We start from the raw sequence: 17,644 nt of genomic DNA, 5'->3' as shown, positions 1-17,644 counted from the left end.
CCGGCCATCGAAAGCGTTGCAGCCGTAAAGCCGCGACAGACAATTACCGGTCTGTTCGATCGCTGGTGGGCGGAAGCCAAGGCCACGGGACGAAGTCAAAGTACTCATGACGCCTACAAGGGCGCCATAGACCGGCTGGTGAAACATCTCGGGCATGACGATGCAGGGCGCGTGACTGAGGCGGATATCCTTGGTGACTTTCACATCCTGGATCTCGTCGAAATACTCCTGCTCGCTGCGCACTTCGTAGGGATACCGAAGCAGCGTGCCGACGAGTCCCTTGTCCATCGGCTCGAGCGCGATGATGTGCTCGCGGTTGGTCAGCACGACGCGCCCGATAGCGACCTTGTCCATTTCGCGGATTGTCTCGCGGATCACCGCGAAGGCATCATGGCCGACCTTGCCATCCGGACGGATGTAGTAGGGCCTGATCAGGTATCGGGGGTCGATGTCGCTGCGGTCGACAAACTCGTCGATCTCAATCGTCCGCGTCGACTCCAGCGCGATCTCCTCAAGCTCTTCCTTCGAGACCTCGATGTACTGCCCCTTGTCGAGCTCATAGCCCTTGACGATGTCCTCGTTGGGCACCTCATCGCCGGTGTCGGCATCGACCTTCAGGTACTTGATCCGATGACCGGTCTGCCGGTTGAATGGTTGAAGGAGATCTTCTTGCTCTTCGACGTGGCCGGGTAGAGCGCCACGGGACAAGTGACCAGAGAAAGACGCAGAAACCCTTTCCAATTCGCTCGGGGGGCCATGGGTACGCAACGCTCCAGGGTACGGGACACGGACGCAAGACGAACGACGGCGGCCGGTTCCGACACTGCCCGCCGCTGTCCACGCAAATTCGCGCCGAGTTCCGGCCAGGCGGAAGGGAGACATGGCGCCAGCCTTGACTCCAGCGAACAAAATGAGAACATATTCCGATGAGCCAGCCCGAGCCATCCGGACCGACCGCCTTCGACCTTGAGAACGCCGCCGACCAAGCGATTGCTGCCTGCGGCGGTGACGCTCGAGAAGCCGTCAAGGCGCTCATCGTCGCGAACGGCTTCCTCGAAGCGCAGATCGAGGAGCTACGGGCTTCGGTTTCCGCTGGCTATTCGCGCGGCCGGTTCGACGTCCCGCGCGACCGAAAGGATTGGTACGACTGAGATGACCGAGGTCACGTACTACATCGCCCTGCCTTTCGTGGCCGCCGACGACGGCGTTGCCGCCGGCGAGGCGGTCGAATGCTTCAACCCGAACGCCGCCGTGATGAAAGCCGAGGCGCTTTCGCGGAAGACGCGCGACTTCGGAGACGCAACCGTGATCCGCAAGTTCGGCGACGTGCCGGATGACCTGAGCGCGCTGTGAAGCCGATTTGTTCAGCTTTTCAAGTCGAATTCGGTGCGCAACCGGTCTGCGATCGTTTCAATCATCTCGGACCGCCCCGCGTCCAGCTGTCCGTCGGTCATGATCGCGACCTTCCAAGTGTCCTGACAAGGGACGACCGAGATGGCGATATCCGTGGGCAACTCGCAGATGTCTTCCATCTCCAGCTTGATCGCCGCTTCGAGTTCTTCGCGCGTTTTTGCTGGCTTCTTCAAGGTGATTCTTTCACCCGCCCGGAACGGGACCACCGCCTTTGGCTATCCGCGCGAGCGCATGTTTTTGAACAGCGGGCCTTTGAGCCTTTGGTTATCCGCTACAGGCGCCGTACTCAAACGGCGGGCGGTGGTCCACCGAGTCAAAGATGTCGTCGCGTTATCGTTCCTTCCGCTTGGCGCTTTCGAAAACGGGTCAGTTGGGCTGCCTCGACAACTGAGCACCTCTGCGCCGCCGGAACGATGTCGAGCGCAGCGCATACCCAACCGGTGAGCAACGTGTGGAGACGTGAATGCCGGCCAGACCAATCAAATTCCCGTCCGAGGGCGTCATGGCGGGCGTGTGTCTCGGTGTAACCGTGACCGGCCTGTACACTTTGGTTGGACTGGGGGTTGTCATCGTCTTCATGTGAGGGCCGGCAAGCTGGTTCGACGTGGGCTCCTGACTATCCGCCGAGCGGGACACTGGCGCGGTTGCGTCCGAACCTCGCGTCTGCGGCTGAACCGCAGCGGCATCTGCGACACCGTGCGGGCGGCGGATTGGTTTGGCGCCCTTCGGTCGAGTGTAGTTCGGCTTGCACGATCAATGCGCGACGCGCTGCTTTACCACAACTTCGGTCATTCCGTTCTCGCCCGGGGCTCTACAGAGCGGGTGTCTTGGTCGCCGCCGGAACCGCTGATGCTGCCGGCACCAAGCAGCATCACTTGCGGACAGGCTCCGCTCCTCCACATCTTCAGATAGGAACGAGCGAGATTGCCCTAGGTTGGTCCCACTCATGGGAGGAGATCTCGCATGGCCTATGAAGAACGGGAAACAGGAAATCTGATCGGCAGCGACAAGGTCGAAGGGACCGAGGTCTATAGTGCCGACAGTCAGCGCATCGGTTCGATCGAGCGGGTGATGATCGACAAGATCAGCGGCAAGGTCGCCTACGCGGTGCTGGGCTTTGGCGGATTCCTCGGAATCGGAGACGACCATTACCCGCTTCCGTGGCAATCGCTGAAATACGACACGAACCTTGGCGGCTACGTGACGGGCATCAGCGATCGTCAGCTCAGAGGGGCGCCAAAGTACAGCAACGAAAGTAGCTGGAACTGGTCGGATCCTTCGGTCGCCCGCTCCGTGGACGATTACTACGCCGGCATTCCGGCTCCATGAGCTGTAGAGGCGCAGCGTAGACCCGATCGCTGGCTGCGCGGCGACCTCGCCGCGCAGACGGAGCTCGCAGGCGCGCTGCGACGCGGCAGCGTCCGCTCACTTCGCCGGCGGCCGCAGTGGGCTGTCCGCCCACTTCCGGGCGGTCGGGTCGTGCAGCGGGTCGTCGTCGCAGTTGGTGCAGACGTACCGCGGTGACCCTCCCTGGGCTTCGTCGGACACAGCCTTCATGGGCCTACCGCATGCCGGGCACGCCTTCCGGACTGGATAAGACACTGGCATCTGATTTCCCCTGCGATGCCACTCTAGGTCCGCCGGCGTCACGGACTCAAGCCCGATGCGGAACAAGCCCGCAACTTCCTCGATCGGCGTCTCACGAAGCCTTCGCCGTGGCTCGTTCACGGGCTTCGAGGCGGCGCTCGCGGCGCTCGCGACGCCGCCTCGCCCGCTCGGGGGCGTGCGGTAACGGGGGCACAGGCGCATCGATCGTCTCGGCCGGGGACGGCATGATGGCCTGATCGGCTGCGGCAGGGCGCGCCTCCATGAATTCCAGGGTGGCCCGCCCCTTGGCGGTGATCCTCCAGCCGCCGTTTTCGCGCTCGACGAGCGCCTGCGAAAAGATGTCCAGATGTGACGCGCGCGCGGCCAAGCGCTTGGTCCGCTCCGCCCAGTCGCGGCCACTGGTCGCCAGGATCGCCATGTCGCGCTTGAGGTCCGCCATCAGAGCGAAGCCGTCGGGATAGCTCACCAGGATCTTCAGCACCGTGACCTGGAAGTTCACCTGGCCGCCCTCTTCCGCCTATCGCCACATCGTCGGCGCGTCGGACAGAGCCTGGCGTCCGACCGACTTGAGGTGGTCCGCAGATGTGTCGCCCCTGGTCACGGCTTCCAGAATTTTCGAGGCCACGTGGGTACGGGTGCCGGTCTCCGTCCGGGAAACGTTTTCGCAGACCTCGTCCAGCACCGCGCGCAAAAGCGCGGTCGTAGCAGGATCGAACATGGGAGACCCCCATAGAAAACTAGCGCACGACGTCAAAATCAAGAGGCCGTAAATCTCGCGAATTCTACCTCCTCGTTAAGGCTTGGCAATAGGGAGAGTGCGTCTGGCAGCGACCGCCCGACGGCACTGGCCGTAGATCACGGAATCCACGGTTTGCCCGGCTTGTGCTTAGAAAGGGAGTTATCCAGCACGAGCATTTCAGCAGCTACTCCTTTTTAGAAGTGGGCCGCAGCTCCAGGGGGGCTGCGACCTTTTGATTCCGCCTCCGACGTCGGCTGGTTCGGAGCCGCGATTGCGTCACCTCTAGTCCTTCGTGTGCCAAGCGTTTGCACTGTTGCTGCCGAACGCCGGTGCGGACGGCTGCACCAAACCGGCGAGCGCGTACGCCAGGCGCTGCGCGAATTGGACATGCTGTACGCGCTGATTTCCTCTTGGCGGTGGCACCAAGCTTTCCCGCCCAATACATGACCGAGGATTCTCTTGTCCGCGGCAGCCCACCGGGCGCTCTACGCGGCCAAGGAGGGCGGGCGCGATCGGCTGGCCATGTCAGGACAGGTCGTCCTGGCGAGGCGCGAAGAGCGCGTAAGCCGCGTCGGCAGGTCTCTCAGTTAGCCGAACGGCTGCGCCGCGGGCCGGCCCGGCTCTTGTCGAGGTCACCGTCCGACCGAGGCGCGGCGAACAGCAGCACCTCGAACAGCGCCCGATTGGCCCGATATCTGGCCGCAGAACGCTTGCCTTCCGACCCGTGCATAAGCGTGCGGCCGTCGGCCGTGCACAAGAACCACCACCACGTGCGTCCGCGCTTTCTCAGGTGGGTCTCGAAAACAGGGAATCGCATCGCACCGCCAACCCGTCAGGGGGACTTCCCATTGTCCTTTGTCTTACCCATGCTGCCGCCGGTTCAGATCTGCGTGCCCAAGCTCGCTCGCGGCGATCAACGGATAGCCCTTCGTTGAAGGAAAAAATGCTTTGAGGCGGGAAACATTTGCGCGTAGCCTCCGACCTGTCGGAGCTCGGATTCCGCCGTAGAATGCGGGTGAGCGGAAGCGAGACCCCTGGCCGCCCGACCTTACCTAAAGCTTTTTGCCTCAATGACCCAGAGTCCAGATGGAAGCGCCTGTTTCCGTCCTGGAAACCAATTTCCGGCAGCGTCCAAATGTTCGCACCGAGCAGGATCGCGCTCTTCATCGATGGCGCCAATCTCTACGCCACCGCAAGGACCTTGGGATTCGACATCGACTACAAGCGCCTGCTGAAGGCCTTTGAGGGCCGCGGCACCCTGGTTCGCGCCTACTACTACACGGCCGTCATCGAGGATCAGGAGTATTCCTCGATCCGCCCGCTCGTCGACTGGCTCGACTACAACGGCTACACCGTCGTCACCAAACCGACCAAGGAATTCGTCGACGCCGGCGGCCGCCGCAAGGTCAAGGGGAACATGGACATCGAGCTTGCGGTCCACGCGATGGAGCTCGCCGGACAGCTCGACCAGATGATTTTGTTTTCTGGTGACGGCGACTTCCGCTCGCTGGTCGAGGCCGTGCAGCGCCGCGGCGTCCAGGTCACGGTGGTCTCCACCATGGCCAGCCGGCCACCGATGATCGCCGACGAACTCCGCCGCCAAGCCGACGTCTTCACCGACTTGGCCGAGCTGCAGTCCACGGTCGGCAGAGATCCCTCCGAACGCGGCGACGTGCGCCAGAATGGCGCGCCGGCGAGGCGCGGCGCTTCGAGCCGCGGCGAAGCTGAGGATTCGATCGTCAGGGCGCGCGCCCCCGGCGCCAGGCCGAGCGACGACTAGCCCAATATACCCGTGAAGTTGGTGACGCGACGATGTCGCGTCCGCATTGCTCGCCAAACGATTGAGACCATCCAGCGGCACCGCGCACGCCGCCGGCTTCGATCTTCTCCGGATCAGGCGAGGCCTAAGCTCCTCGGGGGCGGAGCCCGACTCGAAGCGGATCGCCCACTAGCGGATTTTGGTAAAGCCGAAGCTGCTTGCGGTATCGAGTATCGGGACAAGCCGGCCGACGGAAAAGTCCGCCACCGGTCTTCAAAGGAATTCGGGAGAATTTCTAGACATTAGCTGTCTGCAAAGCTGGTCCGGCCATGACTGGCTTCGACACAAGTAGCGGACATCGCGCCGGTTGCGGTCGGAGCTAATGGCCTTTTGCGAAGTATCGTCTTGCCCTCTTGGATGTCCGCTCAGCGAGGCATGGCGGACTGGATCTGCTCAGGTTGAGTTTTTCGCATTGTGACCCAATTCAGACATCGGCCTCTCACTCTTCATGTTCCAGTAGTCTTTGAATTGAGACGCCCCGACCAATTGTCGGGGCGCTCGTCGATTTCATATCGTCCGCCAAAGTGCAATTCTCTTATCCACCTCGCCGCCTGCTCCGCGGTGAGGCTGTGGGGCGTTAGGGTAGGGAACATATTTTCGGAAAAAGAGCACGAGCCATAAGCGCCCCAACCGAATGCAACCAAGGAGGGGGCGCCTTCTTCAGACTCTCACAAGCATCGAGTCTCTGGCAATGGTCTTCGATTACATTTCAGTAATCGAATTGAACTTCATAGTCTTACGATTATCTCTGGTTCAGGCGGCAGCGTAACAAGCCGCTCCTTAACTGACCCGGCCCAACCAGCCCCGGAGCTGGGTCCTTCTTATTCCCCAAGACCAGGCCCTGCCTCATTGACCTTAGAGGCAACGATGATGGCTGCCCGCACTTACAACCACGAACGGTGGACGGAAGAGGATGATCAGCTCTTGCGTACCATGTCGGCAAATGGGAAGAGCCTCACGCTCATGATAGTGAAACTGAAGCGGCCAATCGCCTCTATCAGGTCGCGCGCCATCGAGCTGGGGATACAACTTCCAGGAACTCGCATTGGCTTAAGGCGAAAACCCAAGCAAACCGCTTGAAGCTCTTTGCCCTCTAACGCCCTTACACCTCCATTGAACGGCAGCTCGCAAACGATAGGCTGCCTTCATGGAGGTGGGCTCATGCATAAAATCGTCGCTGACTTTCGGGCTCTCACGCTGGCTCAACAACACGAAACCTTCCCGCTAATCACCGCCGCTTACAACGCGACCAAAGAGGCGAGGCGGCTGGAGCTGGAGGCGGAGATAAAAGCCATGGGGTTTCGCCCCGGTAGGACCAAGAAGCCGCTAGCCGCGGTGAAGTACCGGTCGAAAGCGGATGTATCGAAGATCTGGGCGGGCAGGGGTTGAACCGCCTGCGCAGCCTCAGTTGCAACGGCGGGCGCTCTCGTTTTGGCGCTTATCGCCTACCACGGGATCTACTCGCTAACGCCAGAACAATACGCCAATGCGCGGCGCGTCTTGAGCGCATCGCTCCCCGGCAACATTAGCGAGACGAACGTCAAACGGCCAAAAGCGCGGCGGCCAGTCCTAATTCCCAAGCAGGTCCGCTTGTGGCCCATCGCTTCCGTTGGCGTGGTGCAGCTGTATGTCGGCTCACAGGGGTAGACCGGAAGGTTTGCATCCGAGCGCCAAACCGACGCGAATGACCCATAGCAGACGACCGCCGTGTCAGACCGGCGCTTATTTTTCGATGTGCCACGACCCGTCCCAGTCGCACGGCGGTGGTTCTGCTTTGAAGCTTTCGATGCGCTCGATTAGAGCCCTTGCAGGCCCGTCGCCGGGCATCGCTTCGAGCGACGCATTGAGCGCGGCAAGCGCATCATCGCATCGCCGGTCCCGATAGGCCGAGAGCCCTTCAAGGTACTTGGCCCGTGATGCAAGTTGCTGTGGTGTAAGATCACCTTTGTTTCCAACTATTTCGAAAACGGCTTCGAAACGACTCTGCCCCGCTACCACGATCCGATCGATCTCTCGCACCTCAAGTGAGGTGCCCACGGCAGCAATAGTTCTTTCGGAAACGAGATTGCGGGTGCCGTACACCTTGTTCGCGCCCTCCAGCCGCGAGGCGAGGTTCACTACGTCGCCCATGACGGTGTAGCTCATCATCACGTCGGAGCCGATGCTGCCGACCAGCGCCTCGCCGGTCGCGATCCCGATCCTTAGATCGCATTTCTCCATTGGGGTTGCGCGAACGCCAAGTAGCTCAGGAATCTCCTCACGCAATTTTTCGATACGTTCGATCATTTCCAACGCGGCGAGGCATGCAAGCCGGGAATGATCGGCCTCATCGACGAAAGGGGGGCCCCAATAAGCCATGATGCCGTCGCCGATATACTTGTCGATGATCCCTCGGTTGTTCCGAATTGGTTCGGACATGACCGAAAGATAGTGGTTCATGACCTTGACGAGACCTTGCGGGGTCATGCCTTCGCTCAGGCTGGTGAAGCCCTTCAAGTCGCAGAACAACACAGTCATCACTCGGCGCTGGCCTTCGGCGGCCGTCAAATTAGGGCGATCGATCAGTCCTTCAACGACGCGCGGATCGATATACTTGCCGAATGTTTCCTTGATGCGTTGGTTGTTGCGCAATTGCACAACCATCCGATTGAAGGCGGCCGCCAGTTGTCCGATTTCGTCAGTCGCCCTTACATCGATTGACTGATCGAGCTGGCCCGCTTCGACCGCGCGGGTACCCTCTAGCAGTTGACGGATCGAGCGAATGATGCCGCCACTGACCAGGTTGGCGAAAATCAATCCGACGATCGCGGCAAGCAGCGTAACGATGGCCGAGGTCAGGGCCACCCGGGTTTGTTCCGATCTAATTTTTGCGATAGCCCCATCGCTGACGGTCAACATGCTCAACCGAATAGCGTTGACTTTCTCATCCAGTTCGTCGCGAGCAGCGTCTGCTTGCGCAAGGCTGCGCCTGACCGCCGCAAAGTCTCTGGCCTCAAGGTGTGAAAGTAGCTCTCCGGTTTCCTGCTTCAGTTGGCGGCGAGTATCGCTCAGATTTTCAATTCGGTTTTCGATGCGCGCCAGGCCTGCATTGTCCGAGGGTGTACTTGCGTCCTCAATGATCGAATTGATCAGTGTCCGCGCGGCTTGCGCCTCACTTTCGACCTCGTCTCCCTTCGCGTTGTATAGCTCCAAGCGGGCCCTATAGCCGAGCACATCGGGCGGCTCCTGCATCTTCGCGATCACCATGCGGCGGACCGCGAGACCTCGTTCCAGAGACAGAGTATTGATCCGCGTCAGATGCTCGTTGATCGGGGCGTACCGTGCAGAGAGTTCATCAAGCAGATGGCCGACCCGCCTGACCATCACTATCGATAGGACCGATGTCGCCAGCATGAGGATGATCAATCCGACGGAGATCGCAACAATCCGCCGCCGTATCGACTGTTTGATCATCGATCCGGAGAATTTCTTGAATCCTTTAAGAGCGAGAACCTTTGAGATGTCTCGTGCTCCGTGGTGAAACGTCCGATGTACTCACAGTCGAGCTTCCCCGCGCTCAGCCACGTCAAGCGGTCAGAGACCAACTTCGTTCATTCCTCATTCAAGCTGAATTCGAAGGTTTTGGCGGGCGGGCCTTGGTGAACAGCCCCGAACTGGCTAAGCGGCAAATTTATCACCAGCGAAGAGGAGTAAAGGTCGGTGAGTTCGAGTTTGAGCTGTTGACCGGCTTCCATTTGGGCCGCCACAGTTGGTTCGATTCCGCGGGCTGCGATGCAGATGTTGGTGAGACACCAGTTGAAAGGAACCTGGATAGGGCTGCCCTGATCTACCGTCACCTTGACTCCCTGCTGCAGATTTGCCCCTTGCGGAACGAATAGCTGCAAGCGAGCCGGACCGTCAGCTCGCTCGATCAGATCGACACGCACCACGACCTGATCGAGATCGTCCGTGGCGGTTGATGTCGATCGGCATATCGTGGTTCGATCGGATGAAGCGAAACAAAATTTTTGCCAGGTTGATAAATGGATGTTTTCAGGCAGCCGCAATCGCGGCGGCGTCGACTGAGGCTCCTGCCGGGCCGAAGCGCCGTTGACTTGTTGCCCAAGCGGCGGGGCGGTCGCTGAATGCTTCTCTAGAAATTGCGATACCAAGGGCGACCAGATCGGCACCGCGTCGGCGGAATCGATCATGAAGTGCCCGTCGGTCCCAAAGGACGGGAGCATACGATAATCGGCATTTCCGCCCGCTTCGACAAAGGCCTGATGCATCCGCTTCGTCAATTCCGGTCCGAAGTAGGTGTCGTTTTCCGCGTAGATCCAAAGCATCGGGACGCGTGCGGTGCGGCCAAACTCTCCAGTAGCGGCAACGAGCTTGTCGGGAGCACAATTGTTGTTGGGTTTGCCGTCAACGCGGCCTCCACGGCCAGCCGCAAATGTAATGATGGCCTGAACTGATGACGGGTTTAGGCTCCCAAGAGCGATCGAACCCCATCCGCCGCCGGACTGGCCAACGACGACAACCTTGCCAGGCTGGATCATCTTCCTCTTACTCATGTAGTCGATGACCCACTCATTCAGAGTGGCGATAGCGAGCCCGGGACCACGAAAGTTCGGGTTGTCGCAGCTACCGACGTGGGCAAAGACAGACCCGTAGAGACCCTGATCCTTGTCATCGAGACTGCTCGCCCCGTACCTGATAGGCGAGATGACCACATAACCGCGGCGTGCAAACCAACGTGCCGCGTCCCGATATTCGATCGTCGGAAACATCGTCCGCTGATTGGCGTCGAGAGAAATCCCGTGGTTCATGACCATCAGGGGGAACGGGCCATCTCCGACCGGCCGTACCAGGAAGGCAAGCACGGGCAGTGGAAATGGCAGCGCCCAGATTTCCTCCTGGATTTGTGGTCCCGCAGTTCGATTATCTGCTGCGGTAGCGGCATGGAATGCAGAGGGGAAAAGCAGCAAAAGAAGAATCACAAGCAAATGCTTCAGCATCTTCTTTCTCCGACGACATGCTCAGGCGTGACGTTAGGTCTGGGGGGTGGGCATCTATTGATTTGGATCAAGTATCAAACCGCAAGTTCCCCACGTCGTGCGGCTTAGTGGCCCAGCGAAAAAGAAAAAAGCGTCGTCGGAAACTCGGATGAGCATCCACGGCCTTTCATGCGGCTCCTGGCTTTTTGGGGGCCTTGGGGCCTGTTTCGAGCAGCAAGGCGCGCCAGCCTGAGCCCATGGCTGGGGCTTTCACATTATTAGCATTGTCGATGACGCGACCAGGGATTGCCTAGCGCCTTTCCGGATAGTCGGTCGCCTTTGAGCTTCGTGTCGCCAGCGAACTGACGGCGATCGTCGCAGATGTGGCGAGCGGTGACGGTGGTGCCGAACACTGGGCGGTCGTCGCGTCGCTGGAAGATTGATGTGAGATGATTTGCTGCCGTCTTCACACTTGCCCTTTTTGCTTCGCTGTTGGTCGGCTTGCCCGCTGGTGCGTTGTCAGCGTGCGGCAGTACTGTTTGTTGACATTATCGGGTTCACTGACTTCTCATCCAGCAAGCCGCCGGATGTCGTCGTCAAAACGCTGCGACACCACTTGCGTATGTATGGGGCTGGAGCCTTGGGTTTTATCCAGGCATGGAGCCCAGCACGCAGCGCTCGGGCTTGGCTCCAACATTCGCCCAAGCCCGCGCCGCATTCGAGCTGGCATGGCAGCAGGTGGAGCCGACGCTTCGCGAGGACGATTTTGAAGTTTGGCGGCGCGACCGCGATTTCCACGCATGGAAGAGCCGCATGCAAGCTGAGGGGTGCCGGATGCCGACGCAAAACTCCAACGGCTGGTCGAGGTGCTTCTGCGGCGAGCCGATCCCGATTGCGTACGAGGTGCACATCTACACCGTTCACCGGGGGATCGGCGCATGAACAAACACGTCAAGAAACGCCCCTTCGCCGAGCCGGAAGCCGCCGCGCGCAAACTTAGTTCCGTCAGCTCAAGTAGAGCATCACCAAGCCTCCGGGAAAACTCGGCAGTCGGCTGAGAAAATCCAGGCAGCTCGACCAGAGGCACTTGCCAAGCCTCCGGGAAAACTAGGAACCCGGCCCGGCAGTGCAAGTTGGTGCGGCATGCCAAGGTTTTACTTCGACTACCGCAGTCCGGCCGTCGTTATTGATCGTGAGGGTATCGATCTTGCGGACCTTAAGGCCGTCGAACGATTAGCGCGCGAATTATTAGGAGAAACCATCATTTTTGGTGCTGGCACAGGACCTATCGAAGTCGAGGCAAGAGACGAGTTTGGTCCAATACTGCGCGTGACCGCTACGATAGAGGTCAAAAGGCGCACCGAACACGGCGGCCGAACGTGATCGCGTTTCGGAAGCGACCATTCATTTTCCTGACAGGTGCGGGAACATAGCGTAGGCGCCGCAGTGTGCAGGTTCGATTGATCTACATCAACCTCCCGCACGGAGAGAGCCGCAATCTCGCGAGCGGGGCTTAAGGACTTCATAGAAGGGTTTCTGTCATGCTCCGCTATATTCTCGCTCCTCTTGCCGCTTTCGTTTTGCTCATCGCCTGCTTGATCCCCGATGATGCCGAGGCTCGGCGCGGCGGAGGTGCCTATCGGGGTGGCGGTTACCGCGGCGGTGCGGTCGCAGTTCGAGGACCGCGAGGCGGCGGCGCTGTTGCAGTGCGCGGCGCAGGCTACCGGGGCTACGGCTATCGGGGCGGCTATCGCGGCTACGGCTATCGGGGCTACGGTGTCGGAGCGGCAGCGGTAGGCGCGGCTGCCGTTGGCGCTGCTGCGTACCGCCGCAGTTGCTACGATGCGTACGGAAACTATATTTGCGCCTATTAATACGTGGCGACGCGCGATAGCGGTCCTGCAACTGCAACCACGGATTTTCTAGCAGCAGATATTCTCGACAATCATGCAGCCGAAGTTCAGGACGGCGGTTCGCAGCCGCCGTTCTCGCTATGCTGCAGCTCGTCGACGGCCGTAGTAAATTTGTAAGATGGCCAAGACGCCCACTGCGCGGCGGCTTCTGCAATTTCAGACTGGGAAACTGATTTGCAGTTTCTGCAGCAGGCGTTTCCGCTGTTCGCCAACTTGTTCTGGTCTTCCGCCGATCTGAACCGCAATGGCACGATCAGAGTAGCCTCGGGCTAGACGCCGCAAGATGCGCTTCTCGCGCGGGCTCAAAAAAGGGACGCTACCGTTGATCAATTTTGACCTCTGCAATAGCACGCCACCGAGCATATCCCGGTGGCCACCGGCAGTCACTCGAAATAGAACTGCTCAAGGTCCGTGGGCGATCCGCATTTGCGTCCATCCCTTTGCCGGAGCGGCCTGCAGTTATCGTCCCGGCAGAGCCGTGGGCTGCCCGGGTGGCTCGATGCGCCAGAACGGATATGCCGCCAGTTCTCTCGAATGCTGCCCGAACATATCGACCCGTCTACTTGTAAACTCCGTAATGACGCTGAAAAATTCAGTTGGTGACCTGATCGTCGCAAGTCTTAGGCTGAATTCAAGCGCAAATTGCGCGTTGGCCCCGGCCATCTCAAGTAGCTTCGCTTGATACGCCTGCATGTTTGCCGTCGCCAAAGCAAAGCCTTTCGTTGGATCGCTACCCGTCATTCTCTGACTGACGTCATCCGGTAAGGCATTCACCCGAGGCTCAATGACAGGAACCTCGTGTTTAGGATCATCATGAAGCTCAGGAGGCGGTTCAATCGAGACAGCCGCAACAGAGCGAAGTAAATTCTCTTTCGGGCTTCTGACAATGGCCTGCTTGTTCCGTTGAGCCCGCGCGGTTTTCGGATTGCGGGCGCGCTTTGGTACTGTCGCCGGTTTGCGCTTGCTCATCTGACGCTCCAAAAAAATGGGGGGTGCGACCACAACGGTCATTTCAGGAAGGACAACAGGCTTTGTGACGTGGTCGTTCCAAACCCGTGCATTGTTGCGGTCCGGGATGAACTGGAGATCAATCGCACGTTCTGCGATGTCGACGATGAGTTTAGGTAGCAACTTCAACCAACAAACGTCTAACTGGCGATCCCCAACGACCAAACTTGACGCCCCCGGCACGACCCGCTTGGATTAGCGGGTTGATGGAGAAAGCGTCATGCGTATCTCGCCGTCGATCGTGCCCGGTTCCGAGCGGGACATTTATCTGGTGCTGGATGATTTCGGCGGCCCTCTTGGCCGGGCCTGGACCGAGACCGACGAGGAGCACACCGACCGCGAGACGCTTCTGAGCCACCTGATGGAGGGGCAATTCAGCAACCCGGCCCGCATCGTGAGCTTCAACACTGGTGAGGGCTGGTCGCGGGATGCCTCCGAGGACATTGCCGAGGCGCTGCAACAGCGATGCGCCGTGCGCGGCGAGGTTCCGCCATCCCTTGAGGCGTTCCTCGAAACCCACGGGCCCGGGGCCACCGTCCAACTATCCCTGCTTTGAGCAGGCCATGACCCCTTTCGGCCTGGTCATCGTCGCGGTCATCGTCACGCTGTTTGTCGTCGCGCTGGCGACGCCCGCCGGACGGGTCGCCTTAATCGGACGCGCCCGCGGGATGGTCCTCATGCTGGTCTGGCTCGCCCTGCTCGTGCTGCTCGGTACCATGTGGGCGCGGCTCGGCTGGTGATTGGGCCTACTTTCCTATTCTGCTAGCTCGTCTGGCCCGCCGCCCGATGCAAGAATGCCAGCCCGTTCCGAAAGAGAAACAAGTTCCGGCAACGACCTTACCTGCATTTTCGTCATTACATTAGAGCGATGGGCCTTGATCGTGCGCTCGGTCGTGCCCAGCGCGCTGGCGATCTGCTTGTTGATTTTGCCGCGAATGACCAGTTCAAAGACTTGCCGCTCGCGTGAGGTCAAGGTCGCAAGATGAGAAAGAAAGGCTTCCCGCATCCTCTTCAGGGGACGCGCCGCGTCGTGTTGCGCTATGGCTCGTTCGACCGCTTGAAGAAGCTGGTCCGATGATATCGGCTTGATCAGAAAATCTTGCGCGCCTGCCTTGATGGTCCGCACCGTAACCGGAAAATCAGCGTAACCAGTCAGGAATATAATGGGCAGCGTTAAGCCAAGTTCGATTAGGCGCTCTTGCAGCTCTGGACCGCTCATTCCCGGCAACCGCACGTCAAGAAGAATGCAGCTCGGCACCTCGTTGCTCGGCAAGCGATCCAGCAGATGCTGTGCCGAAGGATAGGCCGAAACCTCGTAACCGAAATCCGTTAAGCGATCTCCTATCGTTTTGCGGAAGGTCGCATTGTCATCGACAATATGCACGAACCTCGGACCGAGCTTCACCTCCACTGCTTCCGACCTCCGGCTTTAGGGAAAAAGTTGCACGCGCCACCATAATTGTTGGTTCAATACAACGTTAGCGGGAGCTCGCCAAGAGCTTGAAATCAAACCTCATTAAAAGAGACCCCAGATCAAATGGGGCGATGAGCTGGGGCCCTCAAGTATGCCCTCACGAGTTTGAGGGCGTTGGGCAAACTTGGCAAAAGCCGCGGTGTTCCTGTGCGCGTCAGAACAGCGCACGCGGTGCCCTGGGGAAACGCCTTGGCGGGCTTTCAACTTGCGATTTCCTGCCCTGGTACATAGATCGCGGCTCATGGCACCGCGTATTGAGTTCGCCATCCCGGTCAAAGGCATCAAGGTTCCGACCGGGCCCGATTGGCTCCACGAGATCAAGCATGACGGCTACCGCATCCGACTGGTGCGGGACGGCAAGCGCGTGCGCCTCATCACCAAGGGCGGCCACGACTGGACCGACCGCTTCCCTTGGATTGTCGAGACCGCGCACAAGCTCCGCAGCGAGCAGTTCATCCTCGACGGCGAGGCGGTCGTGCTCGGCGCCGATGGCAATTCCGATTTCCGCGCCCTGCACTCGCGTAAGCACGACCACGAGGTGCAGTTCTACGCCTTCGACATCCTGGGCGCCGACGGTGACGACTATCGCCGCTTGCCGCTCACGCTCCGCAAGACGAACCTCGCGCGGCTGTTGCGCAACCGAGCCGAAGGCATCCACGCCGCCCCGTTCGAGCAAGGCGAGATTGGCGCCGATCTATTCCGGCACGCTTGCATCCGGGGCTCGAAGGCATGGTCTCGAAGCATCTCGACCGCGCGTACCGCGAGGGGCGCTGTGACCACTGGATCAAGAACAAGAACCCGAAGCACCCCGCCTACCGCCGGGTGCAGGATCAGTTCTAATCTGAAACGCTCTCGATAAAGTCTACGGCGTTACTCATCTGTGGACGCCCCGCGAGATGCAAGCGGTTTTTGAAGAAGATCGGCACGTAGTCGGATGCTGCCATCTGTCCGGCCTCTGATGGTGCAGCGATGAAGCTGCGGGCCCGTATGGGAGTTCGCAGACCGGAACCAAATCATAAAAGCGTGCTCCAGGCACGATGAGTACATCTGGTTCTTCCGGCCCCGTCTCGCCGACTGTTGCGCCATACCCTCCTTCGACCGACTACATCTCTGACGACCTCTGGCCCGCCAAGATCACGCCTTGGCGGCAACCGGAGCCCTGTAGTTCTCCTGCTTCACAAGGAGCGCCCAGACGATCCGCGCCATCTTGTTCGCGAGCGCGACCGTTACCAGCATGCGCGGCTTGCGAGCTAGCATCTGTTCGAGCCACGAACCCCTTGGCGCGCCGCGTTTGCTCGCCTGTTGCACGACCGCGCTGCTGCCGATGATGAGGAGGCGCCTGAGCGTGCGTTCGCCCATCTTGGATGTCGCACCGAGCTTCTGCTTGCCGCCTGTCGATCTTTGAAGAGGCGTGAGACCGAGCCATGCCGCGAAGTCACGGCCTTTGGCAAAGGTCTCGGCTGGCGGTGCTAGAGCGGCGATCGCGGTGGCGGAGATTGGGCCAATGCCGGGAACGGTCATTAGCCGGCGCGATACTTCGTCCTCGCGAGCACGTCGCGCGATCTCCTGGTCGAGGTCCGCGACCTTGCCATTGAGCTCGGCCAACAGATCCAACATCAATCGGAACATGGCGTGGGCCGCTTTGGGAAGCGAGCTGGCCATCTCTTCTTCCTCGATCAGGTCGGTAAGCATCGCCACGTGCGAAGGCCCCTTAGGTGCGATCCAACCATATTCAGTGAGGTGTCCCCGGATCGCGTTGATGAGCTGCGTTCGCTGCCGCACAAACAGGTCACGGGTCCGAAACACCAGACCCGCCGCCTGTTGCTGTTCGCTCTTCACGGCCACGAACCGCATGCTCGGCCGCTGCGCTGCTTCGCAGATCGCCTCGGCATCGATCGCGTCGTTCTTTTGCCGCTTCACAAAGGGCTTTACATAGGCGGGAGGGATCAGCCGAACTTCATGGCCAAGCCGGGCGAGCTGACGGGCCCAGTGATGGGCTCCGCCACATGCCTCCAGAGCTACCGTGCAACTCGGCTGGGCCGCGAAGAAATCCAGCAGCTTTCCTCGGCTGATCCGTTTGCTGAATATAGCTCGCCCTTTCCTGTCCGCTCCATGAGCGTGGAAAACATGCTTGGCGATATCCAGACCGGTTATGCTAACCTCCGACACGGACGCCTCCCTTAAGTGGTGCTAAACACCTCCACTTTGGCACATCGATGCCGTCGGCGGGGCGTCCACCCCATCATAAATCGGGGAGGCCATTGCAGCTCGACCTTCTTGGGCAGCCGCCCGCGCCGAGTGTCTCAATTCTTGGGTTTTGCGCCAAACTCTTTCCACAAGCCCAAAATGAGCAGCGAGTGGACAATCAAATTGCCAAGGTGCCAGTAAAACTGGCCTGCGTCCATCAAGCCATGAGCGATCTGGTTGCGCAGGTTCATTCCACGCGGATCGGCATATAGCGCCTGCAGATGCAACGTAACATCGGGACCAAGAGCTTCTGCGACTCTCTTGTGGTACAGAATTTCACCCATTCCGATTGCGACGCTCGCTTCGGGAACCGCTGGGTGGGCCTTCGTGATCGGCACGCCAAGATCGTCCGCCAGCTTACGCAGCGCGTGCTCAACCTGCGGAACGAGCACATGCGCGGCCTTCACCTGATCGTCCCGCTTCCACGCGCGCAGACCTTCCAAGAGT

Annotated in this window: 20 protein-coding genes and 1 pseudogene; 10 read left to right on the top strand and 11 right to left on the bottom strand. The window is 59.9% G+C overall.

Features of this window, described 5'->3' with window-relative positions:
- Positions 1 to 183 precede the first annotated feature (183 nt).
- Positions 184 to 758, bottom strand: a pseudogene (ku, locus tag AB7535_RS39075) (non-homologous end joining protein Ku); the annotation flags it as partial.
- Between the two features lie 168 nt (positions 759 to 926).
- Here ku and AB7535_RS39070 point away from each other — a divergent pair.
- Positions 927 to 1,151, top strand: coding sequence for a hypothetical protein (locus tag AB7535_RS39070; protein WP_439037598.1), 225 nt, complete (start codon positions 927 to 929; stop codon positions 1,149 to 1,151).
- 1 nt (position 1,152) lies between these two features.
- Positions 1,153 to 1,353 (top strand): hypothetical protein, encoded by a 201-nt coding sequence (locus tag AB7535_RS39065; RefSeq protein WP_439037597.1) that lies wholly within the window; start codon positions 1,153 to 1,155, stop codon positions 1,351 to 1,353.
- An 11-nt stretch (positions 1,354 to 1,364) separates the two neighbouring features.
- Here AB7535_RS39065 and AB7535_RS39060 read toward each other — a convergent pair whose 3' ends face one another.
- Positions 1,365 to 1,586 (bottom strand): hypothetical protein, encoded by a 222-nt coding sequence (locus AB7535_RS39060; protein ID WP_354132858.1) that lies wholly within the window; start codon positions 1,584 to 1,586, stop codon positions 1,365 to 1,367.
- 790 nt (positions 1,587 to 2,376) lie between these two features.
- On the opposite strand from AB7535_RS39060, the gene AB7535_RS39055 reads away from it, so the two are divergent.
- Complete coding sequence (locus AB7535_RS39055) at positions 2,377 to 2,742, top strand: PRC-barrel domain-containing protein (protein WP_439037596.1); 366 nt, start codon at positions 2,377 to 2,379, stop codon at positions 2,740 to 2,742.
- 370 nt (positions 2,743 to 3,112) lie between these two features.
- On the opposite strand, the gene AB7535_RS39050 is transcribed toward AB7535_RS39055, so the two are convergent.
- The gene (locus AB7535_RS39050; protein WP_439037595.1) at positions 3,113 to 3,520 is read right to left on the bottom strand and encodes a hypothetical protein; all 408 of its coding nucleotides are present in this window, start codon (positions 3,518 to 3,520) and stop codon (positions 3,113 to 3,115) included.
- Positions 3,521 to 3,538: 18 nt separating this feature from the next.
- The gene (locus tag AB7535_RS39045) at positions 3,539 to 3,739 is read right to left on the bottom strand and encodes a hypothetical protein (RefSeq protein ID WP_354132856.1); all 201 of its coding nucleotides are present in this window, start codon (positions 3,737 to 3,739) and stop codon (positions 3,539 to 3,541) included.
- A 1,156-nt stretch (positions 3,740 to 4,895) separates the two neighbouring features.
- Between AB7535_RS39045 and AB7535_RS39040 the strand changes: the two genes are divergently transcribed.
- Positions 4,896 to 5,540: a LabA-like NYN domain-containing protein gene (locus tag AB7535_RS39040; RefSeq protein WP_354132855.1), complete on the top strand. Its 645-nt coding sequence runs from the start codon at positions 4,896 to 4,898 to the stop codon at positions 5,538 to 5,540.
- 1,200 nt (positions 5,541 to 6,740) lie between these two features.
- Positions 6,741 to 6,968 carry a hypothetical protein gene (locus AB7535_RS39035; RefSeq protein ID WP_439037594.1) on the top strand — a complete coding sequence of 76 codons (228 nt, stop codon included), beginning with the start codon at positions 6,741 to 6,743 and terminating at the stop codon, positions 6,966 to 6,968.
- A 333-nt stretch (positions 6,969 to 7,301) separates the two neighbouring features.
- Here AB7535_RS39035 and AB7535_RS39030 read toward each other — a convergent pair whose 3' ends face one another.
- Entirely contained in the window at positions 7,302 to 9,032 is a 1,731-nt protein-coding gene (locus tag AB7535_RS39030; protein ID WP_439037593.1) for an adenylate/guanylate cyclase domain-containing protein, read from the bottom strand.
- Between the two features lie 137 nt (positions 9,033 to 9,169).
- Entirely contained in the window at positions 9,170 to 10,576 is a 1,407-nt protein-coding gene (locus tag AB7535_RS39025; protein ID WP_439037592.1) for an invasion associated locus B family protein, read from the bottom strand.
- A 636-nt stretch (positions 10,577 to 11,212) separates the two neighbouring features.
- Between AB7535_RS39025 and AB7535_RS39020 the strand changes: the two genes are divergently transcribed.
- Positions 11,213 to 11,497, top strand: a complete 285-nt coding sequence (locus AB7535_RS39020) for a hypothetical protein (RefSeq protein WP_439037591.1) — start codon at positions 11,213 to 11,215, stop codon at positions 11,495 to 11,497.
- Positions 11,498 to 11,698: 201 nt separating this feature from the next.
- A complete protein-coding gene (locus AB7535_RS39015; protein WP_208072907.1) occupies positions 11,699 to 11,938 on the top strand; it encodes a DUF6894 family protein in 240 nt (79 codons plus the stop codon).
- A gap of 686 nt (positions 11,939 to 12,624) precedes the next feature.
- On the opposite strand, the gene AB7535_RS39010 is transcribed toward AB7535_RS39015, so the two are convergent.
- Both AB7535_RS39010 and AB7535_RS39005 read right to left on the bottom strand, forming a co-directional pair.
- Entirely contained in the window at positions 12,625 to 12,831 is a 207-nt protein-coding gene (locus AB7535_RS39010) for a LuxR C-terminal-related transcriptional regulator (RefSeq protein WP_439037752.1), read from the bottom strand.
- Positions 12,832 to 12,927: 96 nt separating this feature from the next.
- Positions 12,928 to 13,605, bottom strand: a complete 678-nt coding sequence (locus AB7535_RS39005) for a phasin family protein (RefSeq protein WP_225048673.1) — start codon at positions 13,603 to 13,605, stop codon at positions 12,928 to 12,930.
- Between the two features lie 91 nt (positions 13,606 to 13,696).
- Here AB7535_RS39005 and AB7535_RS39000 point away from each other — a divergent pair, with 91 nt between their 5' ends.
- Together AB7535_RS39000 and AB7535_RS38995 are read left to right on the top strand one after the other, a co-directional pair.
- Positions 13,697 to 14,032 (top strand): hypothetical protein, encoded by a 336-nt coding sequence (locus AB7535_RS39000; protein ID WP_439037590.1) that lies wholly within the window; start codon positions 13,697 to 13,699, stop codon positions 14,030 to 14,032.
- 7 nt (positions 14,033 to 14,039) lie between these two features.
- Positions 14,040 to 14,216 carry a hypothetical protein gene (locus AB7535_RS38995; protein ID WP_166093099.1) on the top strand — a complete coding sequence of 59 codons (177 nt, stop codon included), beginning with the start codon at positions 14,040 to 14,042 and terminating at the stop codon, positions 14,214 to 14,216.
- A gap of 14 nt (positions 14,217 to 14,230) precedes the next feature.
- Here the strand turns inward: AB7535_RS38995 and AB7535_RS38990 are convergent, their stop codons facing one another.
- On the bottom strand, positions 14,231 to 14,881 hold the full coding sequence (locus tag AB7535_RS38990) for a response regulator transcription factor (protein WP_439037589.1): 651 nt from the start codon (positions 14,879 to 14,881) through the stop codon (positions 14,231 to 14,233).
- Positions 14,882 to 15,155: 274 nt separating this feature from the next.
- Here AB7535_RS38990 and AB7535_RS38985 point away from each other — a divergent pair, with 274 nt between their 5' ends.
- Entirely contained in the window at positions 15,156 to 15,809 is a 654-nt protein-coding gene (locus tag AB7535_RS38985; RefSeq protein ID WP_439037588.1) for an ATP-dependent DNA ligase, read from the top strand.
- A 275-nt stretch (positions 15,810 to 16,084) separates the two neighbouring features.
- Here AB7535_RS38985 and AB7535_RS38980 read toward each other — a convergent pair whose 3' ends face one another.
- Both AB7535_RS38980 and AB7535_RS38975 read right to left on the bottom strand, forming a co-directional pair.
- On the bottom strand, positions 16,085 to 17,119 hold the full coding sequence (locus AB7535_RS38980) for an IS110 family transposase (protein ID WP_439037587.1): 1,035 nt from the start codon (positions 17,117 to 17,119) through the stop codon (positions 16,085 to 16,087).
- A gap of 134 nt (positions 17,120 to 17,253) precedes the next feature.
- A complete protein-coding gene (locus AB7535_RS38975) occupies positions 17,254 to 17,640 on the bottom strand; it encodes a DUF4209 domain-containing protein (RefSeq protein ID WP_439037586.1) in 387 nt (128 codons plus the stop codon).
- Positions 17,641 to 17,644: the final 4 nt, after the last annotated feature.

Origin of the sequence: Bradyrhizobium sp. 956_D2_N1_4, assembly GCF_052076025.1 — a bacterium.
GTDB lineage: Bacteria > Pseudomonadota > Alphaproteobacteria > Rhizobiales > Xanthobacteraceae > Bradyrhizobium > Bradyrhizobium barranii.
The sequence above is the reverse complement of the archived record's forward strand: the minus strand, read 5'-3'. Positions and strand labels throughout refer to the sequence as shown.